At 72.2% G+C, this 24065-nt stretch carries 22 protein-coding genes; 6 read left to right on the top strand and 16 right to left on the bottom strand.

Annotated features, from left to right (window positions below; all coding sequences use genetic code 11):
- Positions 1 to 9 precede the first annotated feature (9 nt).
- From rplU to BU204_RS15575, 3 genes are all read right to left on the bottom strand, one after another.
- Entirely contained in the window at positions 10 to 321 is a 312-nt protein-coding gene (rplU, locus tag BU204_RS15585; protein WP_075126398.1) for a 50S ribosomal protein L21, read from the bottom strand.
- Positions 322 to 487: 166 nt separating this feature from the next.
- Complete coding sequence (locus BU204_RS15580; protein ID WP_456297886.1) at positions 488 to 4162, bottom strand: Rne/Rng family ribonuclease; 3675 nt, start codon at positions 4160 to 4162, stop codon at positions 488 to 490.
- 326 nt (positions 4163 to 4488) lie between these two features.
- The gene (locus tag BU204_RS15575) at positions 4489 to 5202 is read right to left on the bottom strand and encodes a TIGR03936 family radical SAM-associated protein (RefSeq protein WP_143229532.1); all 714 of its coding nucleotides are present in this window, start codon (positions 5200 to 5202) and stop codon (positions 4489 to 4491) included.
- Positions 5203 to 5485: 283 nt separating this feature from the next.
- Between BU204_RS15575 and BU204_RS15570 the strand changes: the two genes are divergently transcribed.
- Positions 5486 to 7054: a S8 family peptidase gene (locus tag BU204_RS15570; protein WP_083661351.1), complete on the top strand. Its 1569-nt coding sequence runs from the start codon at positions 5486 to 5488 to the stop codon at positions 7052 to 7054.
- A gap of 11 nt (positions 7055 to 7065) precedes the next feature.
- Here the strand turns inward: BU204_RS15570 and BU204_RS15565 are convergent, their stop codons facing one another.
- Entirely contained in the window at positions 7066 to 8982 is a 1917-nt protein-coding gene (locus tag BU204_RS15565; protein ID WP_075126395.1) for a TIGR03960 family B12-binding radical SAM protein, read from the bottom strand.
- 106 nt (positions 8983 to 9088) lie between these two features.
- Between BU204_RS15565 and BU204_RS15560 the strand changes: the two genes are divergently transcribed.
- Complete coding sequence (locus tag BU204_RS15560; RefSeq protein ID WP_075126394.1) at positions 9089 to 9499, top strand: DoxX family protein; 411 nt, start codon at positions 9089 to 9091, stop codon at positions 9497 to 9499.
- A 6-nt stretch (positions 9500 to 9505) separates the two neighbouring features.
- Here the strand turns inward: BU204_RS15560 and BU204_RS15555 are convergent, their stop codons facing one another.
- The 4 genes from BU204_RS15555 to BU204_RS15540 all read right to left on the bottom strand — a co-directional run bounded on the left by BU204_RS15555 (position 9506) and on the right by BU204_RS15540 (position 13364).
- On the bottom strand, positions 9506 to 10345 hold the full coding sequence (locus BU204_RS15555) for an ABC transporter permease (RefSeq protein WP_075126393.1): 840 nt from the start codon (positions 10343 to 10345) through the stop codon (positions 9506 to 9508).
- Positions 10342 to 11154: an ABC transporter permease gene (locus BU204_RS15550; protein ID WP_075126392.1), complete on the bottom strand. Its 813-nt coding sequence runs from the start codon at positions 11152 to 11154 to the stop codon at positions 10342 to 10344. Before BU204_RS15550 ends, BU204_RS15555 begins: the two co-directional genes overlap by 4 nt.
- Entirely contained in the window at positions 11154 to 12083 is a 930-nt protein-coding gene (locus tag BU204_RS15545) for an ABC transporter ATP-binding protein (protein ID WP_075126391.1), read from the bottom strand. Before BU204_RS15545 ends, BU204_RS15550 begins: the two co-directional genes overlap by 1 nt.
- Before the next feature lie 93 nt (positions 12084 to 12176).
- Positions 12177 to 13364, bottom strand: coding sequence for an FAD-dependent monooxygenase (locus BU204_RS15540; protein WP_075126390.1), 1188 nt, complete (start codon positions 13362 to 13364; stop codon positions 12177 to 12179).
- A 69-nt stretch (positions 13365 to 13433) separates the two neighbouring features.
- On the opposite strand from BU204_RS15540, the gene BU204_RS15535 reads away from it, so the two are divergent.
- Positions 13434 to 14072 carry a TetR/AcrR family transcriptional regulator gene (locus BU204_RS15535; protein ID WP_075126389.1) on the top strand — a complete coding sequence of 213 codons (639 nt, stop codon included), beginning with the start codon at positions 13434 to 13436 and terminating at the stop codon, positions 14070 to 14072.
- A 50-nt stretch (positions 14073 to 14122) separates the two neighbouring features.
- Here the strand turns inward: BU204_RS15535 and ndk are convergent, their stop codons facing one another.
- On the bottom strand, positions 14123 to 14530 hold the full coding sequence (gene ndk, locus BU204_RS15530) for a nucleoside-diphosphate kinase (protein ID WP_075126388.1): 408 nt from the start codon (positions 14528 to 14530) through the stop codon (positions 14123 to 14125).
- Positions 14531 to 14767: 237 nt separating this feature from the next.
- Between ndk and BU204_RS15525 the strand changes: the two genes are divergently transcribed.
- A complete protein-coding gene (locus BU204_RS15525; RefSeq protein WP_408608011.1) occupies positions 14768 to 15130 on the top strand; it encodes a GntR family transcriptional regulator in 363 nt (120 codons plus the stop codon).
- Here the strand turns inward: BU204_RS15525 and BU204_RS15520 are convergent.
- From BU204_RS15520 to BU204_RS15505, 4 genes are all read right to left on the bottom strand, one after another.
- Entirely contained in the window at positions 15123 to 15647 is a 525-nt protein-coding gene (locus BU204_RS15520; RefSeq protein WP_083661345.1) for an SgcJ/EcaC family oxidoreductase, read from the bottom strand. The genes BU204_RS15525 and BU204_RS15520 overlap by 8 nt on opposite strands.
- 146 nt (positions 15648 to 15793) lie before the next feature.
- Positions 15794 to 16171: a DUF4233 domain-containing protein gene (locus BU204_RS15515; protein WP_233160348.1), complete on the bottom strand. Its 378-nt coding sequence runs from the start codon at positions 16169 to 16171 to the stop codon at positions 15794 to 15796.
- Positions 16168 to 17529: a bifunctional tetrahydrofolate synthase/dihydrofolate synthase gene (gene folC, locus BU204_RS15510; protein ID WP_075126387.1), complete on the bottom strand. Its 1362-nt coding sequence runs from the start codon at positions 17527 to 17529 to the stop codon at positions 16168 to 16170. The genes BU204_RS15515 and folC overlap by 4 nt, the downstream gene beginning before the upstream one ends.
- Positions 17530 to 17532: 3 nt before the next feature.
- Positions 17533 to 20163, bottom strand: coding sequence for a valine--tRNA ligase (locus BU204_RS15505; RefSeq protein WP_075126386.1), 2631 nt, complete (start codon positions 20161 to 20163; stop codon positions 17533 to 17535).
- A 276-nt stretch (positions 20164 to 20439) separates the two neighbouring features.
- On the opposite strand from BU204_RS15505, the gene BU204_RS15500 reads away from it, so the two are divergent.
- The gene (locus tag BU204_RS15500) at positions 20440 to 21297 is read left to right on the top strand and encodes a hypothetical protein (RefSeq protein ID WP_075126385.1); all 858 of its coding nucleotides are present in this window, start codon (positions 20440 to 20442) and stop codon (positions 21295 to 21297) included.
- Positions 21298 to 21366: 69 nt separating this feature from the next.
- Positions 21367 to 21618, top strand: coding sequence for a mycoredoxin (locus BU204_RS15495; RefSeq protein WP_075126384.1), 252 nt, complete (start codon positions 21367 to 21369; stop codon positions 21616 to 21618).
- 9 nt (positions 21619 to 21627) lie between these two features.
- On the opposite strand, the gene BU204_RS15490 is transcribed toward BU204_RS15495, so the two are convergent.
- The 3 genes from BU204_RS15490 to BU204_RS15480 form a co-directional block, all read right to left on the bottom strand.
- Positions 21628 to 23163 carry a phytoene desaturase family protein gene (locus tag BU204_RS15490; RefSeq protein WP_075126383.1) on the bottom strand — a complete coding sequence of 512 codons (1536 nt, stop codon included), beginning with the start codon at positions 23161 to 23163 and terminating at the stop codon, positions 21628 to 21630.
- A gap of 4 nt (positions 23164 to 23167) precedes the next feature.
- Positions 23168 to 23398 (bottom strand): hypothetical protein, encoded by a 231-nt coding sequence (locus BU204_RS15485; protein ID WP_075126382.1) that lies wholly within the window; start codon positions 23396 to 23398, stop codon positions 23168 to 23170.
- Positions 23399 to 23475: 77 nt separating this feature from the next.
- The gene (locus tag BU204_RS15480; protein WP_075126381.1) at positions 23476 to 24045 is read right to left on the bottom strand and encodes an ArsR/SmtB family transcription factor; all 570 of its coding nucleotides are present in this window, start codon (positions 24043 to 24045) and stop codon (positions 23476 to 23478) included.
- Positions 24046 to 24065: the final 20 nt, after the last annotated feature.

Below are 24065 nucleotides of genomic sequence, written 5' to 3'. Positions count from 1 at the left end.
TGTCAGCTCCTACTTGGTCTTGATGCCGGTGACCTCGACGCGGGTCAGCTTCTGCCGGTGACCCTGCCGCTTGTGGTAGCCGGTCTTGTTCTTGAACTTGTGGATGCGGATCTTCGGGCCCTTGGTCTGGGAGACGACCTTGCCGGTCACCGCGACGTTGGCCAGCTTGGCCACGTCGGTGGTGACGTCGTCGCCGTCGACGACGAGCAGCGCGGGGAACGTGAGCTCGGCTCCCGGCTCACCGTCGAGCTTCTCGACCTCGACGATGTCGCCGACGGCGACCTTGTACTGCTTGCCGCCGGTCTTGACGATCGCGTACATCGGGACGGAACTCTCCTGCTGCTCGATGTTTCTCGACTAGGGCTACGCGGCCGGACTCCGTGACGGCTCACGTCGAGCCGGTGCCGGTCCCGCGCACGAGTCGGCCCACCAAGCGGCGGGCCGACCTACAGATTACGTGGCCATCGAAATGAGGGTCAAACCGGGGTCAGCCGTCGTGCGTGGCGCCGGCCGGAGGGCCAGCCGGGCGGGACGCACCGCGGCGCACCGGGCGCCTGGCCGGCGGGGTCACCGCCGGCACCCCGGCCGCCGCACCGCCCGCGCTGTCGGCTCCCGTGGACCCCGCGGCCTGCTCCACGCCCGGTCCGTGCCCGTTGGTGTGGTCCGACCCTGCCTCGCCAGCCGGATCCGAACCGCTCGCCGGGTCACCGGACGCTGCCGACGCGGAGCCGTCGAGGACGCTCGAGGCGCCCGGCTCGCCCGCCGGAGCGGTCGGGTGCGTGGCGGCCGCGGCCGTGCTCCCCGCCTGCGCGGCGGTGACGCTCGGCTGCCCCGCGCTCCGACTCGACCGACGGCGGGTCCTGGAGGGAACCGACTCGGCCTGTGCCGGCACGAACGGGTCGTCCGCGACCGCGGCACCAGCGGAGTCCGAGTAGATCCCGCCGCCGACGAGGTCGGTCCCGGCGGTGTCCTGGCCGAGCGTGTCCCGGCCGGCGGTGCCCTGGCCGAAGGCGTCCTGGCCGAGGGCATCCTGGCCGGCGGTGCCCTGGCCGGCGGTGCCCTGGCCGAGCGTGTCCCCTCCGAGCGTGCCCTGGCCGGCGGTCTCCTGGCCGGGGGTGTCGCCTACGGCGGAGCTGCTGGCCGTACCTACCTCGGCACCCTGCCTGGCCGCGTCCCGCGAGCCGCTCCTGCCGGACCGCGAACGGCGTCGGCTGCCGCCGATCTGTCCGGTGGAGGCGACATCACCGCTGTCGCCCGCCGCGTCGACAGACGAGGCCGCCAGCCCAGCACCACCGCCCCTCGAACCGAAGGACGAGCCAGCATCACCTGCCCCGCTGCCGACCGTCGAGGTGGCCGTCGCCGGATCAGGAGACGGCGTGCCGGCGCCGGTCAGGCCGGACGACGACGTTGCCGCCGCGAACGATCCGCCAGCACCAGCCCCGGCCAGTGCCGAGGAGTCAGCCGAACCGGCACCAGCAGGCACCGGGGCGGACGCGCCGGAACCCGGCGACGAGTCGACCGAACTGCCGGCGGAAGCTCCCACGGCCATGGGCGAACCGGCATCGGGCGAGGTGGCCTGGGGGGAGTCGCCGGAGAGGGTGGACAGGCTGTCGGAACCGGCGGACTTCGGGGCGACGGCGGCGGTCGTCGCCGCGGCGATGTCGCGGACGGCCTTCGCCGCCTCCTTCGCGGAGGCGTCCTTGGCCGCCGCTTCCTTGGCGGCGGCTTCCTTGGCGGCTTCCTTGGCTGCCGCGTCCTCGCCTCGGCCTCCGCGGGAGCGGCGGCCGCCGTGCTGGTGAGTGCCGGCGTGGCCGTTGCCACCGCCGCCAGAGGACTTGCCGACCGAGTCGGTCGAGATCAGCACCCCACGGCCCTTGCAGTGCTCACAGGTGGTGCCGAACGCCTCGAGCAGACCCGTCCCCACCCGCTTGCGGGTCATCTGCACCAGCCCGAGCGAGGTCACCTCCGCCACTTGGTGCCGCGTGCGGTCCCGGCCGAGGCACTCGGTCAGCCGCCGGAGCACCAGGTCCCGGTTGGACTCCAGCACCATGTCGATGAAGTCGATCACGATGATGCCGCCGATGTCCCTCAGCCGTAGCTGGCGGACGATCTCCTCGGCGGACTCCAGGTTGTTCCTGGTGACCGTCTCCTCGAGGTTTCCACCCGATCCGGTGAACTTCCCGGTGTTCACGTCGATGACGGTCATCGCCTCGGTGCGGTCGATGACCAGGTACCCGCCCGACGGCAGCCACACCTTGCGGTCCAGCGCCTTGAGCAGCTGCTCGTCGATCCGGTACTCCGCGAACACGTCGGTCGTCCCCACGTGCCGGCGCACCCGGTCCGCCAGCTCCGGCGCGACGTGCCGGACGTAGGCGTCCACCGTCTCCCACGCCCCGGAGCCCTCGACCACCAGCGCCGAGAAGTCCTCGGTGAACAGGTCGCGCACGACCTTCACCAGCAGGTCCGGCTCCTCGTACACCAACGCCGGCGCGTTCACCCTGCGCACGCCGTTGCTGCCCTGCGTCTTGTCCTGGATCACCTGCCACTGCGCCTGGAGCCGGCGCACGTCGCGAGCCAGCTCCTCCTCGCTGATGCCCTCCGAGGCCGTCCGGATGATCACGCCGGCGTCCTCGGGGACAACCCGCTTGAGCACGTCCTTCAACCGGCGCCGCTCGTTCTCGGGCAGCTTCCGGGAGATGCCGGTGGCGCCGCCGCCGGGCACGTAGACCAGGAACCGGCCGGGCAGCGAGATCTGCGTGGTCAGCCGCGCGCCCTTGTGACCGACCGGGTCCTTGGTGACCTGCACGAGCACGCTGTCGCCCGTCGAGAGGGCCTGCTCGATCCGGCGGGCCTTGCCCTCCAGGCCGGCGGCGTCCCAGTCGACCTCACCGGCGTAGAGCACCGCGTTGCGGCCGCGGCCGATGTCGACGAACGCCGCCTCCATCGAGGGCAGCACGTTCTGCACGCGCCCCAGGTAGACGTTGCCGACCAGCGACCCGGTGCCCGACGAGGTCACGAAGTGCTCGACCAGCACGCCGTCCTCGAGCACCCCGATCTGGATCCGGTCGCCCCGCTCGCGCACCACCATGGCGCGGTCGACCGACTCCCGGCGGGCCAGGAACTCGGCCTCGGACAGGATCGGCGCCCTCCGCCGCCCGGCCTCGCGGCCGTCCCGGCGGCGCTGGCGCTTGGCCTCCAGCCGCGTCGAGCCGCGCACGCTGCGCACCTCGTCGCGGCCGTCGGACTCGCCCTTGTCCTTCTCCTTGTCGTCACGCGCCTCACGCACGTGCACGACGGTGTTCGGCGGATCGTCCTCGGTCAGGCCGCTCTCGTCGTCCCCGCCGCCCTTGCGCCGGCGACGCCTGCGACGGCGACGGGTCTGGGCGTCGGTCTCGTCCTCGGCCGACTGCTCGTCGTCGGCGGGCTCCTCGGGCTCCTCGGCCTTCTCGACCTTGTCGGCCCTGGTCCGGCTCCGGCGCCTGCTCTCCGGCTTGTCGGACTTCTCCTGCTTGTCCGCGACCTTGTCCGCGGCCGGCTCGACCGGCTCGTCGTCGATGCCGTCCTCGCCCAGCTCGTCCGCCCCGCCCTTGCCCCGGCCTCGGCCGCGGCGACCGCGGCGACGGCGCGGACGCGAGTCGTCGTCCTCGGCGGTCTCATCGTCCGGGACGTCGTCGGCCGGCTCGAGCGGCTCGGGCTCGTCATCGACCCGGGTCTCGATCCGCGGCTCGGGCTTGCGCGGCGGCGGGGCTGCCGCCGGCTCGGGCGGCAGGAACAGCGGCGACGCCGAGGCGAACACCGGGGTGGGCGGGACCACGCGCCTGGGCGGCGCCGACGACGCGGCGGAGTCGGCCGGCCCGGCGGAAGCGGCCGGCGCACTCGGGCCGGCGGGGGCGCCGGAGCCAGCGGGGGCGCCGGAAGCAGCGGGAGCACCGGAAGCAGTGGGGGCGCCGGAAGCAGTGGGGCCGGCGGGGGCCGGCGGCGCGGCGGAAGGCTCGGCCACGGTCAGGCCGAACGACTCGGCGACCCGCAGCGCGGTCTCCCGGTCGATGCTGGACTGAACGCTCCGCCCGTCGGCGCCCAGCTCGGTGACCGCGTTCAGCACCTCGCGACTGCTGCGGCCGAGCAGCTTGGCCAGCGCGTGGATCCGCAACCGTGCGGGCAACTCGGCCAGTGCGGCTGAGATGGATGTGGGCGTATCCCCGCCGGAGTCTCCGGCAGGCGTCGTCGTATCCGACATGTAGCTCCTTCGCCCCCGGGCGCGGTCCCACCGCGGCGATGCCTGAGCACCGGCGCTGTCGGACGCGGCCGCGCAGGGGCCTCGTCGTCTGGCCTCACCGTGCTCCGACGGTGAGGCGTGTTGTCGTTCCGCCGCGAGGCGGCGGGAATCCTCGCCTCTCGCCGTGTGGTCGCCGAGCGAGCTCGCCGGCCGGTCACGGCAGGTCAGTGCAACGCCACGCCGAGTCGGCTCCCCGAGCGCCGGACCGGATGTCAGCCCTGGCGAACGGCCCTGTCCTGGGCCAACGGGTCGGCCAGTCCTCCGCTGTCGTCGAGCTGTCCCTGGGCCATCCGGGTCGCCTTCGCGGGCACCGGCGGTTCCAGACCAGCGACGACACGGAGCGCACTCAGCACGTCGTCCGGTCGCACGGCGGGCGTTGTCTGCCGCACAACCACGTCGAGTATCCCACACGGGCCCCCGGAGGGTCGCGGCTCGCCGGGGACGTCCGCGTGGACAGTGGCGCTTACCACGGCCGCCCTGGCATCGATCGTGCGCATCCCGTGCTTGGTCAGCCGCTCGACCTCGACGACCGACGCGGCCAGCAGCCGGGCCACCGCCTCGCCCAACAGCTCGGCCGACACGCCGTCCAGCTCTATCCGCCACCGGCTCGCCTCAACCCGGTCGGCGAGGCTGCCGCTCCCGTCCGCGACGACCGCCTCCAGCAGGTCGAGCCCGGGTGGCATGGCCGCGTCGAGCACGGCCACCAGCTCGGTCGGCTCGACCGGCGTGACGACCGCGATCTCGACGTACTCGGCCTCACTGGCCACCCCGGTCGGCGCCGCGCCGATCCAGGAGATCTTCGGGTGCGGGTTGAACCCCTGCGAGTACGCCATGGGCACGCGCGCCCTGCGCAGGGCGCGTTCGAAGGCGCGGGCGACGTCGCGGTGTGAGGTGAACCGCAGCCGTCCGCGCTTGGCGTAGCGCAGCCGCAGCCGCTGTGCCGCGGGGGCCGATGGGTTGGGGCGGTCCTGCCTGCTCAGCGTTACTCCTTCTGGTGGTCCCTGCCTACTCCGGTGGTGTTCGCGCCCACCTGCTGGCACGGTACCCCCAGGTCCAATTGGAGCGTTGCGCTTGTCTGGTCGCGGTGTGGGTAGTTACCGTCGGCGGACATTGGACTGCCGGAACCCCCCCGAACCGGCCGGCCCGACAACTGGAGGTTCACCCGTGCCTCTGCTGCGCCGAATTCCGGTGGCAGCGGTAAGCGCCGTGATGCTCGCGAGCAACCTGGCCACGGCCGGGGCGGTCGCGAGTGCGCAGACACCCGACACGCCGCCCGTGTGCTCGAGCAGCCAGCCCGAACTGCGCTACCTGGTGCTGTTCGACGGCGGCACCACCCACCGGAGCGCGGCGGCCGAGATCGCGGCCGCCTGCGGCACGCTGACCGGGTACTACCCGCAGATCGCGGTCGCCGTGGCGACCTCGACCGACCAGCGGTTCGACCAGCGGCTCGGCCCGGACCGCGCCTTCTCCGCCCAGCGGGTAGTCGAGGAGCGGCAGGCCGACGACCAGGACGAGGACGACGACGAGACGGAGTCGTCCGGGGCCAGGGTCACCGAGAACGCCGCTGCCGTGCCCGCCGTGGACCGCACGAGCGAGCAGTGGGACATGGCGATGATCGGGGCGGACACCGCCCGGGCGATCAGCCGGGGCGACCGGGACGTCGTCGTCGGGGTGCTCGACTCCGGAGTGGACCCCCACCACCCGGACCTCAGGGGCGCGCTCGCGCCGTCGCTGTCGGCGGGCTGTCTGTCCGGCGTGCCCGACACGGCGCCCGACGCCTGGATCCCCACCGCCTCCGCGCACGGCACCCACGTCGCGGGCACCATCGCGGCCGCCGACGACGGGCGCGGCACCGCCGGCGTCGCCCCCGGGGTGCGGATCGCCTCGGTGAAGGTGGTCGACGACGAGGGCTTCATCCTCCCCGAGTACGCCGTCTGCGGTCTGATGTGGGCGACCGCGAAGAAGATGGCCGTCACCAACAACAGCTACTTCGTCGACCCATGGCTGATGACCTGTGACCGGGGCAGCGAGCGGGTCGTGTTCGAGGCCGTGCGGCGAGCCGTCGACTACGCCACAACCCAGGGCGTGCTGACGGTCGCCGCGGCTACCAACGAGGCGACCGACCTGTCCGCCCCGGGTGGACGGACCGACACCTCCGAATCGGAGGAGCCGCGGACGCTGGACACGAGCTGTCGCGTCCTCCCGGCCGGGCTTCGTGGCGTGGTCGCCGTGTCCGCGGTCGGCCAGAACGAGCTCAAGGCCAGCTACAGCGCCTACGGTCTCGGCGTGATCGACGTCGCGGCGCCGGGCGGAGAGCCCAAGGAGATCTCCCAGCCGGCTGGCGCGGAGTCGGCGACCAGACCGGAGGACGGCTGCGTGCTGTCCACGGTCCCGGGCGGGTACGAGCGGTACTGCGGCACCTCGATGGCGGCCCCCCACGTCACGGGCGTCGCGGCCCTGCTCGCCTCCGAGCACCCCGACGCGTCACCGCAGAAGCTCACCCGGATGCTCACCGACCAGGCCGAGCCCATCGGCTGCCCCGCCGACTACGACCTCGACGAGACCGGGGCCCAGGACGCCTACTGCGAGGGGTACGAGCCCTACAACGGCTTCTACGGCCACGGTCTGGTCGACGCCGAGGCCGCGGTCAGCGAGGACGCCGCGCCGGCGATGGCCACGGCGGGCAACGGGTCCGGCGACGAGCCGGCGAGCGCCGAGGACGACACCCCCGGCGACGACGTGGTCACCCAGGGGACCCCGGCGCTCCCGACCAGGTAGGGCGGGCTTGGCTACACCGGGGTCAGCGGCAACAGCTTGCGGCCGGTCGGCCCGATCTCGATGTCGGTGCCCATCGCCGGGCAGACACCGCAGTCGAAGCACGGCGTCCAGCGGCAGTCCTCGAGCTCCCGCTCGTCCAGCGCGTCCTGCCAGTCCTCCCAGAGCCAGTCCTTGTCCAGGCCCGAGTCCAGGTGGTCCCAGGGCAGGACCTCGTCCTCGGTGCGCTCCCGGGTGGTGAACCACGCGAGGCTCACCCCGAGCGGCTCGAGCTCGGCCGCGGCGGCGGCCGTCCAGCGCTCGAAGGAGAAGTGCTCGCTCCAGCCGTCGAACCTGCCCCCCTCGCGCCAGACCCGCTCGACGACCCTCCCGACGCGACGGTCGCCCCGGGACAGCAGGCCTTCGATCAGGCTGGGTTTGCCGTCGTGGTAACGCATCCCGATGTTGCGGCCGAGGTCGCGGTCGCTGTTGACCGCCTCGCGCAGCTTGCGCAGCCGGTCGTCCACGGTGTCCGGGTCGCACTGGGCTGCCCACTGGAACGGGGTGTGCGGTTTGGGAACGAAGCCGCCGATCGACACCGTGCAGCGGATGTCCCTGCGTCCGCTGGCCGCGCGCCCAGCCCGGATGACCTCCTTGGCCATCGAGGCGATCTGCAGCACGTCCTCGTCGGTCTCGGTCGGCAGCCCGCACATGAAGTAGAGCTTGACCTGGCGCCAGCCGGCCGCGTACGCGGCGCTGACCGTCCGGATGAGATCCTCCTCCGACACCATCTTGTTGATGACGCGGCGGATCCGCTCACTGCCGCCCTCGGGCGCGAAGGTCAGCCCGGAACGGCGGCCGTTGCGGGACAGCTCGTTGGCGAGGTCGATGTTGAACGCGTCGACCCGCGTGGACGGCAGCGACAGGCCGGTGTTCGTGCCAGCGTAGCGGTCGGCGAGGCCCTTGGTGATGTCGGCGATCTCCGAGTGGTCCGCACTGGACAACGACAGCAGGCCGACCTCCTCGAAGCCGCTGGCCTCGAGCCCACGCTGGACCATCGCGCCGATTCCCTCGATCGAGCGCTCCCGCACCGGTCGGGTGATCATCCCGGCCTGGCAGAACCGGCAGCCGCGGGTGCAGCCGCGGAAGATCTCCACGCTCATCCGCTCGTGCACGCTCTCGGCGAGCGGCACCAGCGGCTGCTTCGGGTAGGGCCACGCGTCGAGGTCCATCGTGGTGCGCTTGGCCACCCGCTCGGGCACCCGGTCGCGGTTGGGCCGCACGGGCGCGAGCCCGCCGTCGTCGAGGTAGCCGACGTCGTAGAAGCGCGGGACGTAGACGCCACCGGTCTCGGCGAGCCGGGTCAGGATCTCGTCGCGGCCGCCCGGGGAGCCGGCCAGCTTCCAGGCCCGGACCAGGTCGGTGATCTCGAGCACCGCCTCCTCGCCGTCGCCGAGCACGGCGGCGTCGACGAAGTCAGCGATCGGCTCGGGGTTGAACGCGGCGTGACCGCCGGCGACCACGATCGGGTGGTCTTCGGTGCGGTCGGCGGAACGCAGGGGGATCCCGGCGAGGTCGAGTGCGGTCAGCAGGTTCGTGTAGCCGAGTTCGGTGGCGAAGCTGACGCCCAGCAGGTCGAACGCGCCGACCGGGCGGTGGCCGTCGACGGTGAACTGGGGCACGCCGTGCTCACGCATCAGCGCCTCGAGGTCGGGCCAGACCGCGTAGGTGCGCTCTGCCAGCACGTCGGGCTGCTCGTTGAGCACCTCGTAGAGGATCATGACGCCCTGGTTGGGTAGGCCCACCTCGTAGGCGTCCGGGTACATCAGGGCCCACCGGACGGTCGTGGCGTCCCAGTCCTTGACTGTCGAGTTGAGCTCCCCGCCGACGTACTGGACCGGCTTGGACACCCTGGGCAGCAACGGCTCGAGCCGGGCGAAAACGGACTCCATAATGCGCCAAGCCTAACCCCGGTCCGCCCGCGCCACGCTTGCGCCGGATGTTCCCGCGCGAGACAGTTGAACCCTTGACTACCTTCCCCGTCACCGGGAGGCCTCCATGGACGTCCTCGCCCTCATCGGCCGCATCCTGTTCGTCCTGCTGTTCCTCGGCTCCGGCTTCGCCCACATCGCCCAGGCCGACGCCATGAGCGGGTACGCCGCGAGCAAGGGCGTACCGCAGGCGAAGCTCGCCACTGTCGCAAGCGGCGTACTTCTCGTCGTCGGCGGCCTGATGGTGCTGCTCGGGGTGTGGATGGACCTCGGAGCGCTGCTGCTGGTCCTGTTCCTGGTGCCGACAGCGGTGCTCATGCACGCGTTCTGGAAGGAGACCGACCCGCAGACCAAGCAGCTGGAGATGATCTCCTTCCAGAAGGACGTGGCCCTGGCCGGCGGCGCGCTGCTGATCCTGGCCCTCTACGCCGGCTACGGCGAGGAGCTGGGCCTCACGATCACCGGACCGCTGTTCTGAGCGGCCTCAGCCCAGCAGCAGCCTGCCCAGCCGGCGCGCGGCGACCGTGACACCGACGGCGACCATGACCGCGAAGTACGCCAGGTGCCCGAGCAGTGACACGTCGACGAACCCGGTGCACAGCGCACGCATGATCTCGATCGCGTGGTAGAGCGGCATGCAGCGCACCGCGACCTGCACGACGTCCGGGTACACGGTCAGCGGGAAGAACGTGGTGGAGAACAGGAACATCGGCATCAGCGCGAGCTGCACCAGGTCGAAGTCCTGCCAGGAGCGCATGAACGTCGTGCAGGCCATGCCGACGGCGGCGAAGGCGAACGCCACGAACAGCGCGGCGGGCAGCGCGAGCAGGGCCCAGGCCGAGGTGATCAGCCCCATGCCGAGCATGACCGCGAGGAACCCGCACGCGTACATGCCGCCGCGCAGCAGGGCCCACGCGATCTCGCCGACCGCGATGTCGATCGGCCCGAGTGGGGTGGCCAGCATCGCGTCGTAGAGCTTGGCGTACTTGAACTTGAAGAAGATGTTGAATGTGGCGTCGTAGACCGCGCCGTTCATGGCCGACGCGGCGAGCAGCGCTGGCGCCACGTAGGCGACGTAGTCCATGGGCTCGCCGGTGGGACCGGCCACCTCACCCACCAGCCGACCGAAGCCGACCCCCATGGCGAACAGGTAGAACAGCGGCTCGCAGAACCCGGACACCACCGTGAGCCAGGCCCGCCGGTTGACCAGCAGCGAACGTTCGACCAGGACCCGGACGCGACCGGCGTACATGCCGGTCGGCAGGACCCGCAGGAGCAGACCGCGGGGCCCCGGCGGAGCGGGGCGTTCGAGGGTGCCGGTCATGAGCTCAACCGCCGTCGGAAGTTGCGGGCCGCGAGGCGGGCGCCGAGGAGGAACAGGACCACCAGGAAGGTGAGGTGCCCGAGCGCGGGCCACCAGGACAGCGTGCCGAACGCCGCGTCGCGACCGAGCTCGGTGCCGTGCCAGACGGGGGTGAACCAGGCGATCGGCCGCAGCCACGCCGGGAGCTGCTCGACGGGGAAGAACGCCCCGGCGAACAGCGTCATCGGCATCACGATGAACCGGAAGATCGCGCTGAACTGCTGCCCCTCGCTCTCCAGCGTCGCCGAGTAGGCGGCGACCGGGGCGGCGAAGGCCATGCCGGTGAGCACCGCGACCAGCAACGTGAGGACGACACCCGGTCCGGTGAGCGCGCCGAGGACGGCGGCCACCAGCAGGTAGGCGGCGCCGGACCCGGCCAGCCGGATGGCCAACCAGGTGAGCTGCCCGCCGAGGATCTGCGCGGGGGTGATCGGCGAGGCGGCGATGGCGAAGTAGGTCTGCTGCCACTTGAAGGCCGAGAGGATGGGATACGTGGACTCGAACGACGCGATCTGCACCGAGGTGGCGACGAGCAGCGCGGGGGCGAGGTACACGACGTAGGCGAGCCCGCCGGTGGCCTCGGTCGGCTGGACCTGAGAACCGAACCCGAAGCCGAGCGCCAGCAGGAACAGCACCGGCTGGACGATGCTGGAGACGACGGTCGCCCGCCAGTTGCGCCGGTACCAGGTCCACATGGCCTCGACCACGAGCAGCGCGGCGCGCACGGGTCCGACGACCCGCCCGGTGCTGGTGGCTGTCGCGGTGGTCATCAGTCCACCAGGGTCCTGCCGGTGAGGCGGAGGAAGACGTCCTCCAGGGTGCTGCGACGAACCAGGCTGGACAGCGGCTGCACTCCCCTGGCGTGTGCGGCGGCCAGCACCGCCTCGCCGTCCGCGGCGTAGAGGAGCAGGCGGTCGGGCAGCACCTCGAGCCGGTCGGCGAGCCCCTCGAGCGCCACCTCGGGAGCGGCCGCGTCCGGCGGGAAGCGCAGCTCCAGCACCTCGCGGGTGGAGTAGCGGCCGATCAGCTCCGCCGGGCTGCCCTCGGCCACGATCCGGCCGCCGTCCATCACCACGAGCCGGTCGCAGAGCTGCTCCGCCTCGTCCATGTAGTGGGTGGTGATGATCAGCGTGACGCCGCTCTGCTTGAGCCGGAACAACCGGTCCCACAGCAGGTGGCGGGCCTGCGGGTCCAGGCCGGTCGTCGGCTCGTCGAGCAGCAGCAGCTCGGGGTCGTTGATCAGCGAGCGGGCGATGGTCAGCCGCCGCTTCATGCCGCCGGACAGCGGCTCGACCTCGTCGTCGGCGCGCTCGCCGAGCTGGGCGAAGTCCAGCAGCTCGGTGGCCTTGGCCCGGACGTGCGCCTTGGACAGCCCGAAGAAGCGCCCGTAGACATGCAGGTTCTGCCGGACGGTCAGCTCGGTGTCGAGGTTGTCCTGCTGCGGCACGACCCCGAGGCGGGCGCGGATCGCCGGGCCGTCCCGCTGGGGGTCCATGCCGAGCACGGTGAGCTCGCCGTCGCTGCGCGGGGAGACACAGCCCACCATCCGCATGGTCGAGGACTTGCCGGCGCCGTTGGGACCGAGGAAGCCGAACGCCTCGCCCCGTCGGACGTCGACGTCGATCCCCCGCACCGCCGCGAACTCCCCGAAGCGCTTGACCAGCTGCCTTGCCCGAACCAGTGCCCCGTCGTCAACCACGTTCGCAGACTAGATGCCGACACCGACAGTCGACGAACGAGTTAGGGCACGTCCGCACAGCCCTCGATCGCGGTCTTCGCGCCCAGCTCGCCGCTAGGCCGCATAGGAGGGAAGGTCCAGCGCCGTCGTGGCCCGGCGGGCCGAACGGCCGACCAGCCCGGTCCGGACGAGCAGCGGAGCCACCCGGAGCAGCCGGTTGCGCAGCCACAGCCCGCTGGCCGTGGCCGGCGCGAGCATGCTCCCACCCGTGTCCGCGAGCGCCTGGTTGACCCGCACGAACGGGCGCATGGTCCGTTCGTAGGAGGCGAAGCCGGCGGCGAACGAGCCGGCGCGGGCGAGTTCGCCGGCGAGCACGTAGGCGCCGACCAGCGCGGTGCTGGTGCCCTGGCCGGAGAAGAACGAGGGCGCGTGGGCCGCGTCACCGGCCAGCGCCACCCGGCCCCGCGACCAGCTCGGCATGTGGATCTGGCTGGCGAGGTCGAAGAAGACGTCGTCGGCCGTGCGCATGGCCTCGAGCAGGCGGGGGATCTCCCAGCCGTCGCCGTCGAACGCGCGGGCCATCAGCTCACGCTGGGCGGCGACGTCGTCCAGCTCGGCCAGCGGCGGTTCCGGGCGGGCGAGCATCAGGAAGCCGTGCAGGGTGTCGGTGCAGCCGGGGGCGTACAGCACCCCCATCCGCCCCGGTGCGGCACCGTTGACGCCCTCGTGGGCAAGGCCGAGGTCGTTGGGCAGGGTGAACCCGGCGAAGCAGTACCCGAGGTAGCGCGAGTAGCGCTCCTCCGGCCCGAACGCGAGGCGCCGGGTGTTCGAGTGCAACCCGTCGGCGCCGAGGACCAGGTCGAACTCCCGCCGCGCACCCCCGGCGAAGCTCACCTCGACGCGGTCGTCGTGCTGGTTCAGCTCCGCGATGGAGTCGCCGAAAACGAACTCGACGTCGTCGCGCACCGCCTCGTGCAGGATCGTGGCCAGGTGCCCGCGCGGGACCTCGAGGTCGCGGCCGTCGCCCCCGCCGGTGAGCGCCTCGGGCCGCAGCGACCCCACGCTCCGGCCCCGGGCGTCGACGAAACGCAGCGTGTGGGTGTGGATGTGGGCGGCCCGCACGCGCTCCAGCACGCCCATGCGCTCCAGGACCCCGAGCGCCGTGCCCCGGACGTCGATGGGATAGCCGCCGAGGCGCATGGCCGGCGCCTTCTCCACCACAGTGACCTCGGCGCCGTTGCGCCGCAGCCAGTACGCGAGCGTCGGACCGGTGACGCTCGCACCGGAGACCAGGACCTTCATGACGAACCCCGTTTCCTCGTCGATACTTCTACACTACACCGTACAGTGTAGTTCGGATACGATCACGAGGTGGCTGACGGAAAGGTCCTGCGTGCGGGCTCGGCGCCGAAGCGCGCGGCCATCCTGACGGCGGCTCGGGAGCTGTTCCTCAGCGTCGGCTTCGACCGGTCGAGCGTCGACGCGGTCGCCGCGCGGGCCGGGGTGTCCAAGCGGACGGTCTACGACTACTTCGGGGACAAGCAGACGCTGCTGCAGGCGGTGGTCGACACCGCCGGCCGGGCCACGATGGCCACGATCGAGCGCACGCTGGACGAGACCCTCGCCGGGGTGACCGAGCCGGCGGAGCTGGAGGACGCGCTGGTCACGTTCGCGATGCGGATCTCGACGGAGATGCTCGGCTCGGCGGAGTACGCCACGCTCGCCCGGCTGGCGCTGGCCGACTCCCGGCCGCGGGGGGCGCAGGTGGACAGCCAGCTGATCACGAACGCGCCCGAGGAGGCCGTCGCCGCGCGGTTCGCCGCGCTCGGGCGGGCCGGCCTGCTCGAGGTCCCGGACCCGCGCCTGGCCGCCGACCACTTCGTCGCGCTGACCTTCGGGGTCGCGCTGAACCGGCTCGGCGCGGCCGACCTCACCCGGGACGAGCGGGTGCACCCCCTGGTCGTCGAGGGTGCCCGGGTGTTCCTGCGGGCATACCGGGCCGCGTCCTGACAGGCCCCCGGAAAGGGCTCCTGCCAGGACGGGCTACCACGTTCTCGGCGTCAGTGGCCGGGGAACCAGAGGTCGATCTCGCGCTTGGCCGACTCCGGCGAGTCCGAGCCGTGCACGATGTTGTACTGCACCTCGACCGCGTAGTCGCCGCGGATGCTGCCGGTGGCGGCCTGGACCGGGTTGGTGGCGCCGGCGAGCTGGCGGAAGGCCGCGATCGCGTTCTCCCCCTCGACGACCATCGCCACCAGCGGGCCGCCGGTGATGAACTCGAGCAGGGACTCGAAGAACGGCTTGCCCTCGTGCTCGGCGTAGTGCTGCTCGGCCACCGAGCGCTCCACGTTCCGCAGCTCCAGGGCAGCCAGCGTCAGGCCCTTGCGCTCGATCCTGGAGATGACCTCGCCCACCAGGCCACGGCTCACACCATCCGGCTTGACCAGGACCAACGTACGCTCGCTCACGACACTCCTTCATAGCGGGAAGCTTCTGCGGCCGAAGCCTAGGGCACGTCCGCACAGCCCTCGATCGCGGTCTTCGCGCCCAGCCCGCCGCTGGCCGCGTTGTCGGACAGGCCGAGTACAACCCGGTACGAGGCCCGCCCTCCGCCTTGCCAGCGACGACCTGGATCACCAAGCCCATCGACCGGAACTGCGCGGCCGCGCCCTGGCACCCTCACTCCCGCCGGTTACCGTGAAGTCGTGCCCGCAGATCTGATCACGATCGACGCCGAGTCAGCACAACCGCCCTTCGAACAGGTGCGTGCCCAGCTCGCACGCCAGATCAGCGACCGGACCCTCGCCGTCGGCACGCGGCTGCCGACGGTCCGCGCGCTCGCCACCCAGCTCGGGCTGGCCACCAACACCGTGGCCAGGGCCTACCGCGAGCTCGAAGAGGCCGGGATGGTGGAGACGCGGGGCCGGGCCGGGACGTTCGTCAGCGCGCTCGGCGACCGCAGCCGGGTGGCCCTGCGCGACGCGGCGGCCGAGTACGCGGCCACCGCCCGTGCACTGGGCATCGACCCGGGCGAGGCGCTCGAGGCCGTACGCGCCGCGCTCAGGTAGTCGGCGGCAGGGCGACGACCCGGGTGTTCTGGAACGAGTCCTGCAGCCAGCGGCCGTGCTGGCGCACCATCACGTTGGTGTTCCTGGACAGCGAGTCGGGCCGGCAGGTCGTCGAGGGCGGCACCAGCTGGCAGCCGGTCCGGACGATGACCGCGCGGTCGGGGCCGGCGAAGCGCACGTGCTCGTCGAGCGTGTGCAGCCGGGTGTGGTCGATGTAGGTGTCGAAGTAGTACTGCATCCCGGTGGCGATGCCCTCCCGGGTGCGCAGGTGGTCCCCGTTGAAGGTGACCACGTCGGCCTCCCGGGTGAACGTCGCCGCGAAGGCCCGCCCGTCCTCCCGGAACCAGGCGTCGGCCTGGCGGTCCCGGATGCGGGCGAAGGCCGCGAGGGCCTGGTCCCGGTCCCCGCCGCCACCGGCCGCCGCGGGCTCCGCGGCGGCCAGCAACGATGCCGAGACCGCGGCCACCGCCGCGACGGTGAGGGTGACCAGCGTCCTGGTGCGCCTGGTGTTGCCCATGCTCTGTCTCCGTCCTCGATGCACGTCCGCCGCGTTCGGCGGACGGCCCAGAACGTAGGGCGGGCCTCGGGACACCGTCGTCGTCCCGCGGTTGCCTCCCGCACCCCGGGCACTACTCCCGGAGTCGCACCCGCGCCGGCCGCGCCTCAGCCCTGCTGGTCGGGCAGCCGGCCCTCGGCCATGCGGCGGGCGACGTCCCAGCGCATCCACAGCAGGATCGCCCACACCAGGCCGAACACCAGCCCGAGCACGCCGAGGGCGGGCAGGGCCACCCAACACGCGATCATCACCACCTGCAGGCCGGCCGCGAGCCCGAGGCCCCAGGGCTTGCGCAGCACCGCGCAGGTCAGCAGCAACGCCAGCGCCAGCGTGCCGACCAGCACCCCCTGCCAGGTGGCGAGCCCGCTGCCGAGGTTGGCCACCACCGGCATCGAGAGCAGCACGACGATCACCTCGAGCAGCAGCGTGCCCGCCGCGACCCCGGTGAAGGACCTCATCGGGTCCACCGGCCGGTCGCCGCTCACGTCGGCTCCTTGCCGAACAGCGCGCGGGCCTCGCCCGCGGTCACGACCGACCCGGTGACCACCACGCCGACCCCGGAGAGCTGGGCATCCGCCTCGGCCTCGGCCAGCTCGACGGCCAGCTCCAGCGCGTCGTCGAGCCGCGGGGCGACGCTGACCCGGTCCGGGCCGAACGCCTCGGTGGCCAGGTCGGCGAGCTCGTCGGGCGCCATCGCGCGCTCGGAGGAGTTGGTGGTGACCACGATCTCGTGCAGCACGGGCTCGAGCGCCGAGAGGATGCCCGCCGCGTCCTTGTCCCGCATCACCCCGACCACGCCGACCAGCCGGGTGAAGCCGAACTCGCTGTCCAGGGCGTCGGCGAGGGCCCGGGCGCCGTGCGGGTTGTGCGCGGCGTCGACGAACACGCTCGGCGCGGAGCGGACCCGCTCCAACCGCCCCGGCACGACGACCGACGCGAAACCCTCGCGGACCGCCTCGAGGTCCAGGGACCGCTGCGCCCCGGCCCCGAAGAACGCCTCGACCGAGGCCAGCGCGAGTGCGGCGTTGGCCGCCTGGTGCTGGCCGTGCAGCGGAAGGAAGATGTCGTCGTAGGCGCCACCGAGGCCCTGCAGCCGCAGCATCTGCCCACCGACGGCCACATCGCGGCGCAGCACGCCGAACTCGAGGCCGGCCCTGGCCACGGTCGCCCCCACCTCCGCGCAGCGGGCGAGCAGCACCGCCGCTGCCTCGGGCTGCTGCTCGGCGAGCAGCGCGACCGCTCCCGGCTTGATCACCCCGCCCTTCTCCCGCGCGATGCCGGCGATGTCCGAGCCGAGGTACTCGACGTGGTCGATCCCGACCGGAGCGATGGCCGCGACCCTGGCGTCGGCGACGTTGGTGGAGTCCCAGGTGCCGCCGAGACCCACCTCGAGCACCGCCGCGTCCACCGGGGCGTCGGCGAACGCGGCGAACGCCATCCCGGTGAGCACCTCGAACTTGCTCATCGCGACCTCGTTGCCGCGGTCGACCATCGCCACGTACGGCTCGACGTCCCGGTACACCTCGACGTAGCGCTCGGGTGAGATCGGCGCCCCGTCGAGCGCGATCCGCTCGGTCACGACCTGCAGGTGCGGGCTGGTGAACCGCCCCGTGCGGAGCCCGATCCGGGTGAGCAGCGCGTCGATCATCCGGGTCACCGACGTCTTGCCGTTGGTGCCGGCCACGTGCAGCGCCGGGTAGGACCGGTGCGGGTCGCCGAGCAGGTCGACCAGCATGCCGATCCGGTTCAGCGTCGGCTCGATCTTCGTCTCGGGCCAGCGGGTGTTGAGCTCCGCCTCGACCTGGAGCAGGTCTTCCCAGGCCGTCTCGTCCACAGCAGACATCGCTCAGACCGCGGGCAGCGCGTCGAGCCGGGCGGTGATCCGCTCGATGTCGGCCTCGGCGATCTCCCGCCGCGCCTTGATCTTCGCGACCACCTCGGCCGGCGCCTTGTCGGTGAAGTTGGGGTTGCCCAGCTTCGCGTCGCAGCCGGCCAGCTCCTTCTCCGCGGCGGCCAGGTCCTTCGCCAGCCGCTTGCGCTCGGCGACCACGTCCACCGTGCCGGACAGATCCAGCTCCACGGTCACCGTGCCGTCGGCGAGCGCGACCTCGATCGACGCGCTCGGCGCGAACCCGTCGACCGGGGACTCCAGCCTGGCCAGCGAGCTCACCGCGGGAACGAGGGCCGACAGCCCCGCGCCGTCCACTCCGGAGAGCCGGGCCGGCACCCGCTGCCCGGGCTTGACGCCCTGGTCCGAGCGGAACCGGCGGATCTCGGTGACCAGCTTCTGCACCGCGACCACGTGCCGGCCGGCGGCCTCGTCCGGCTGTGCGCCGGTGGCGGTCGGCCACGGCGCGACGACGACGGACTCCCCGCCGGTGAGCGTGGTCCACAGCCGCTCGGTGACGAACGGGACCAGCGGGTGCAGCAGCCGCAGGACCAGGTCGAACACGTGCCCGAGCACCGCTCTCGTCGACTCGGCGCGGTCCCCACCCTCGGCCAGCTGCACCTTGGCCAGCTCCAGGTACCAGTCGCAGAGCTCGTCCCAGGTGAAGTGGTAGAGCGCGTCGCACAGCTTGGCGAACTGGTAGCCCTCATACAGTCTGTCCACCTCGGACACCAAGGCGTCGGCGAGGTCGAGGATCCACCGGTCGGCCTCGGTGAGCGACTCCCGGGCGGGCACCGGCCGGGCCGTGGTCGCGCCGTTCATCAGCGCGAACCGGGTGGCGTTCCACAGCTTGTTGCCGAAGTTGCGCGAACCTGCCGCCCAGTCCTCGGCCAGTGCCATGTCCCCACCCGGGTTGGCACCGCGGGCCAGGGTGAAGCGCGTCGCGTCCGCGCCGAAGCGGTCGAGCCAGTCCAGCGGATCGATGACGTTGCCACGGGACTTGGACATCTTCTTGCCCGACGCGTCGCGGATGAGCCCGTGCAGGTACACGTGGTCGAACGGCTGCACACCGTCCATCGCGTACAGACCGAACATCATCATCCGCACGACCCAGAAGAACAGGATGTCGTAGCCGGTGACCAGGACGCTGTTCGGATAGAACTTCTCCAGGTGCGGGGTCTGCTCGGGCCAGCCGAGCGTGGAGAACGGCCACAGCGCCGAGGAGAACCAGGTGTCTAGCACGTCGGAGTCCTGGGTCCACCCCTCGCCGGACGGCGGCTCCTCGTCCGGTCCGACGCAGACGACCTTGTCGTTGGGCCCGTACCAGACCGGGATGCGGTGACCCCACCAGAGCTGGCGCGAGATGCACCAGTCGTGCATGTTGTCGACCCAGTCGAAGTACCGCTTCGCGAGCTCGGGCGGGTGGATCGTGGTCCGACCGTCGCGCACCGCGTCGCCGGCCGCCTTCGCCAGCGGGGCGACGCGAACGAACCACTGCAGCGACAGGCGGGGCTCGACGACCGTGTCGCAGCGGGAGCAGTGCCCGACCGAGTGCTTGTACGGCCGCGTCTCGGCGACGATCCGGCCCTGCTCACGCAGCGCGGCGACGACCGCGGGCCGGGCCTCGAACCGGTCCAGGCCCTCGAACGGCCCGTGCGCGGTGATCAGACCACGCTCGTCCATGATCGTGATGGCCGGCAGGGACGCCCGCTGGCCGATCTCGAAGTCGTTCGGGTCGTGGGCCGGCGTGACCTTCACCGCACCCGTGCCGAACGTGGGGTCGACGTGCCCGTCCGCGACGATCGGGATCATCCGGCCGGTCAGCGGCAGCTCGACCTCGGTCCCGACGAGGTGGGCGTACCGCTCGTCGTCCGGGTGGACCGCGACAGCGGTGTCGCCGAGCATCGTCTCGGCCCGGGTGGTGGCCACGACGATGGAGCTCTCGCCCTCGCCGTACCGGATCGAGACCAGCTCGCCCTCGTCCTCGGAGTGCTCGACCTCGATGTCGGAGAGCGCGGTGTGGCACCGCGGGCACCAGTTGATGATCCGCTCGGCGCGGTAGACCAGGCCGTTCTCGTAGAGCTTCTTGAAGATGGTCTGGACCGCTTTGGACAGTCCCTCGTCCATCGTGAACCGGTCGCGCGACCAGTCGACCCCGTCGCCGAGCCGACGCATCTGCCCGAGGATCTTGCCCCCGTACTCGGCCTTCCACTCCCAGACCCGCTCGACGAACGCCTCCCGACCCAGGTCGTGCCTGGTCAGGCCCTCGTTGGCGAGCTCGCGCTCGACGACGTTCTGGGTGGCGATGCCGGCGTGGTCCATCCCGGGCTGCCAGAGCGCCTCGTACCCCTGCATGCGGCGGCGCCGGGTCAGCGCGTCCATCAGCGTGTGGTCGAGAGCATGTCCCATGTGGAGGCTGCCGGTCACGTTGGGTGGTGGCAACACGATGCAGAACGGCGCCTTCTCGCTGCGTGCATCCGAGGTGAAGTAGCCGGCGTCGACCCACCGCTGGTACAGCTCCGCCTCTACCGAGGCCGGTTCCCAGGCCGGTGGTAGGTCGGTGGTCTGCGGCGATGAGGTGTCAGTCACCTCGAAGAGTCTACGAACCGTGATGGAGGGCGCGCATTCGAGTTCCCTACGTCCCACCTTGTTAACGCGGCGAACTGTCCGATCGATGAGCTGAGCACCAGAGGGTATGAGTTTTTCCTGGTTAAAGGATCAACCACAGATGATTTTGGGGAGCCGGTGAACCCACGTCGTTCAGCCGCGGATCCCGCGACTGGTGACGCCGAGTGGGCGGGTCGGACGCGAGGGGCGCCCGACACCGACGTCCGGCAGCCACGCGGGACCCGCCGGCGTCACCCGGTGCGCTGGCTGGCCGCTGCGCTCGTGGTGGCGGTGGCCGCTGCCGTGGTGGCCGTCCTCGTCCGGACCGGCGCGTTCGACGCCGAGCTCAACGACGACGAGACAGCCGCCGTCGGCGGTGGCGCGGCCGAGGCGGCACCGGCCACGGACCCGGCGATGCTCGACCTGGACCGGCCGTTCGAGCCGACCCCGGCCGCCGGCTGGGCCGACGGGGTGGAGGGGATCGTCCCGCCGACCGCGAAGCCGGTCGGCGACTTCACCGCCTCCGAGGTGGCGGACGCGCTCGACCAGGTGCGCGACGTGCTGGTGGCGAGCCGGCTGGACCGGACCCTCGTGGTCGACCACGACCCCACGCGGTTCCTCTCCCTGCTCGCGCCCGACGCGCGCCGCCAGCTCGAGCCGCTGTTCGACGGGCGCGAGCCGGACGTCCAGTCGCTGGTCAGCCTGGCGGCGGGAGGAAGCGCCCTGCTGCCGGCCGAGCCGAAGGTCCGCGGTGAGATGACCGTGTCGCGGGGAGGCACCGGGGAGCTCGTCGTGCACACGAACTACGTGTTCGTCTACGCGTTCCAGCCGACCCAGCCGCTGCGGCTGGTGGACGCCATGGACACGATCGTCGTCGTCCGCGCGGACGTCGACTACGTCCTGCGTGCCGGGGAGCGGTGGACCGAGGGCAGCCGAGGCCTGTGGTACGACAATGCGACGGGCTACGCCTACTCGATCGGCTGCGCGCAGTACCGCCGCGGCTACCTGGCCCCGGCCACGAGCGAGCGCGCGGTGACCCCGGACACCACGCGCGAGCCCGCCTCCTACTTCGACCCGGCGAGCCCGGTGCGGTTCACCGACGGGTGCTCTGCCTGAACCGGCGGGCATTTTCCGCGGCTCTGGGACGTTGACCCCGGCAACGACGACCGTTCCCAGGGAGTTGAGATGAGCCAGGCGCCCGACACGTTGACGATGTACTCCACCACGTGGTGCGGCTACTGCCGCCGGCTGAAGTCGCAGCTGGACCGCGAGGGCATCGAGTACCGCGAGGTCGACATCGAGCGCACGCCGGGCGCGGCCGAGTTCGTGATGAGCGTGAACGGCGGCAACCAGACGGTGCCCACGCTCCACTTCCCCAACGGCACCGCGCTGACCAACCCGAGCCTCGCGCAGGTGAAGGCGCAGCTGGTCGGCTGACGCCTCTGGTCAGCGGCCCAGCACGGCCATCGCGGCGTTGTGCCCGCCGATCCCGCTGACCCCACCGCCGCGCCGGGCGCCGCTGCCGCAGAGCAGCAGGTTGGGCACGTCGGTCTCGACACCCCAGCCGGGGCCGTCATCCTCGACGTGGGGCCAGGCCAGGTCGCCGTGGAAGATGTGGCCGCCCGGCATCGCGAGCTCCCGCTCCAGATCCAGCGGCGTGCGGGCCTCCACGCAGGGGCGCCCGTCGGCGTCAGTGGCCAGGCACTCCTCGATCGGGTCTCGCAGGTGCCGGTTGAGACCCGCCAGGTACCGGTCGACGAGGGTCTCGCGCAGGCCCGCGTTGTCCTCCTCGAACAGGTCGGCCGGCAGGTGCAGGCCGAACAGGGTCAGCGTGTGGGTGCCGGCGTCCACGATCGAGGTGTCGGTCAGCGTGTGGCAGTACGTCTCGCCGGGCAGCGGGTCGGGCACGGTGCCACCGGCGCTCGCCCGGTAGGCGTCCTCCAGCTCCTGGTAGGACTCGTCGAGATGGAACGTGCCGGCGAAGGCCAGCTCCGGGTCCACGCCGCTGCGCAGCCGGGGCAGCCGGTCCAGCAGGATGTTGATCTTCAGCTGGGCGCCGCGCGGGGCAGCGGGCGCGCGACCACGCAACCGGTCCAGGACCGCCGGTGCCACCCCGGACAGGACCGTCCCGGCGGCGACGGTGTGCTCCTGCTCGCCGGCGACGTAACGGACCTGCGCCTCCACCCCGTCAGCGGCGACGGCGGTGGCCGTGGCACCGGTGCGGATGGTCGCGCCGGCCGCGCGGGCCACCCGCTCCAGCTCCGCGGTGACCGCCCCCATCCCGCCGACCGGCACCCGCCACTCGCCGGTGCCGTCACCGATGAGGTGGTAGAGGAAGCACCGGTTGGCCAGCAGGTCCGGTGCGCGCAGCGAGGTGTGCGTGCCGATCAGCGCGTCGGTCGCGACGACCCCACGGACCAGGTCGTCGGCGAACGTCTCCTCGACGGCCTCGCCGAGCGGGCGTTCGAACACCTGCCGCCACACCCGCTCGCCGGCCGCCCCGACCACCAGCGAGCGCAGCTCGGCGCGGGTGGGCAGTGGACCGAGCATGGTCGGCGCCACCGCCCGGGCCATGGCCGCCAGGGAGTCGTACCAGGCCGACCAGCGCTCGAACTCGGCGTCCGAGCCGGTCAGCGCGCGGAAGGACTCGGCGGTGGCCGGCCCCGGCTCCCGCTCGACCAGCAGTCCGGTCGGCACGCCGGACCGGACGGTCGGCGTGTAGGAGGACACCCGGCGCGAGCGCAGGGAGATCCGCAGCCCGAGGTCGTCCACGATCGCCCGCGGCAGCAGGCTCACCAGGTAGGAGTAGCGGGACAGCCGGGCGCCAGTTCCGGAGAACGGGCTCGCGCTGACCGCCGCGCCGCCAACCCGCTCCAACCGCTCCAGCACGAGCACGCTGCGGCCCGCACGGGCCAGGTACGCGGCGGCGACCAGGCCGTTGTGCCCGCCGCCGACCACCACCACGTCGTAGCGCTCCGTCACACGATCACGCTACTCGGGCGCGTCCGCACCGTCCCGGTCGATGGGCTTCGTGATCCAGGTCGTCGCTGGTGGCAGTTCGGCGCGCCCGTGCACGTCGGCGCTCCCCGCGGGCCGGCTCCGGCGGCGGGTGCTGCTCACCCCTGCGGGCCGCCGCCGCCAGCCGGGCCTGCTCGGCGGCCGCCATGAGCTCCTCGCGACGGCTGGTGGCGATGATCTCGGAGCTGAACGGGTCCATGACGAGTCCTTTCCGGGCAGGGCGAACCAGGCCGCCGGGGTGGCGACCGTGAAGGGTCTGGCTGGGGGTACTCGAGGTCAGTCGGTGCGGGGGGCGACCGTTGTCGAGAACAGCAAGGTCACCGGCCGCGCGCCCTCGGGACGCAGCTCCGGCCTGGTCCGGCGCTCGCTGAACCGCCCCATCAGCTCACGGACGGCGGCGCGCAGCTCCTGCACCTCCTCGGCGGTGAGGTAGTCGTGGACGTTCTCCACCCCCACGGCGTGGCGCCACTCCGGCGGCTCGAGATGCTCGACCGCATGGCGCTCCCGGATCTGGTTGAGCTCGTAGTCGAGGAAGGCGCCCGAGGCGGCCCGCACGGCGAGGGTGCCGTCGGTGTCCATGCCGACCGAGTCGAGGGAGATTCCGCTGACAACCCGCCAGGGCTTCTCCCGCCCCTGCCCGCCCTCGGCCTTCTCCACGAGGTGGTACTTCGCGAGCAGGTTGAGGTGGTATGAGCAGTTCGCGACGCTCTCCCCGGTCTCCTTCGCGCACTGGGTGGCGGTCGCCGTGCCCTCTCGGCCGACGATCTCCAGCAGCTGCCAGCGGAGGGGGTGGGCGAGCGCGCGCAGAGCCTTGGGGTCGGTGATGCGCGGAGACGGGTCGGCCATGGGATCAACCTATCTTTAGC

This window comes from Actinophytocola xanthii (assembly GCF_001921205.1).
GTDB lineage: Bacteria > Actinomycetota > Actinomycetes > Mycobacteriales > Pseudonocardiaceae > Actinophytocola > Actinophytocola xanthii.
This window is presented reverse-complemented; position numbering and strand designations above follow the sequence as displayed.

What these genes read in the sequence shown, in the direction of transcription:
- BU204_RS15565 (WP_075126395.1), bottom strand. Translation starts at nt 8,982, where the DNA reads ATGGAGTCCGTTTTCGCCCGGCTCGAGCCGTTGCTGCCCAGGGTGTCC.
- BU204_RS15480 (WP_075126381.1), bottom strand. Translation starts at nt 24,045, where the DNA reads ATGGCCGACCCGTCTCCGCGCATCACCGACCCCAAGGCTCTGCGCGCG.
- rplU (WP_075126398.1), bottom strand. Translation starts at nt 321, where the DNA reads ATGTACGCGATCGTCAAGACCGGCGGCAAGCAGTACAAGGTCGCCGTC.
- BU204_RS15540 (WP_075126390.1), bottom strand. Translation starts at nt 13,364, where the DNA reads ATGAAGGTCCTGGTCTCCGGTGCGAGCGTCACCGGTCCGACGCTCGCG.
- BU204_RS15485 (WP_075126382.1), bottom strand. Translation starts at nt 23,398, where the DNA reads ATGGACCCGTTCAGCTCCGAGATCATCGCCACCAGCCGTCGCGAGGAG.
- BU204_RS15560 (WP_075126394.1), top strand. Translation starts at nt 9,089, where the DNA reads ATGGACGTCCTCGCCCTCATCGGCCGCATCCTGTTCGTCCTGCTGTTC.
- BU204_RS15555 (WP_075126393.1), bottom strand. Translation starts at nt 10,345, where the DNA reads ATGACCGGCACCCTCGAACGCCCCGCTCCGCCGGGGCCCCGCGGTCTG.
- BU204_RS15550 (WP_075126392.1), bottom strand. Translation starts at nt 11,154, where the DNA reads ATGACCACCGCGACAGCCACCAGCACCGGGCGGGTCGTCGGACCCGTG.
- BU204_RS15495 (WP_075126384.1), top strand. Translation starts at nt 21,367, where the DNA reads ATGAGCCAGGCGCCCGACACGTTGACGATGTACTCCACCACGTGGTGC.
- BU204_RS15570 (WP_083661351.1), top strand. Translation starts at nt 5,486, where the DNA reads ATGCTCGCGAGCAACCTGGCCACGGCCGGGGCGGTCGCGAGTGCGCAG.
- BU204_RS15520 (WP_083661345.1), bottom strand. Translation starts at nt 15,647, where the DNA reads ATGGGCAACACCAGGCGCACCAGGACGCTGGTCACCCTCACCGTCGCG.
- folC (WP_075126387.1), bottom strand. Translation starts at nt 17,529, where the DNA reads ATGTCTGCTGTGGACGAGACGGCCTGGGAAGACCTGCTCCAGGTCGAG.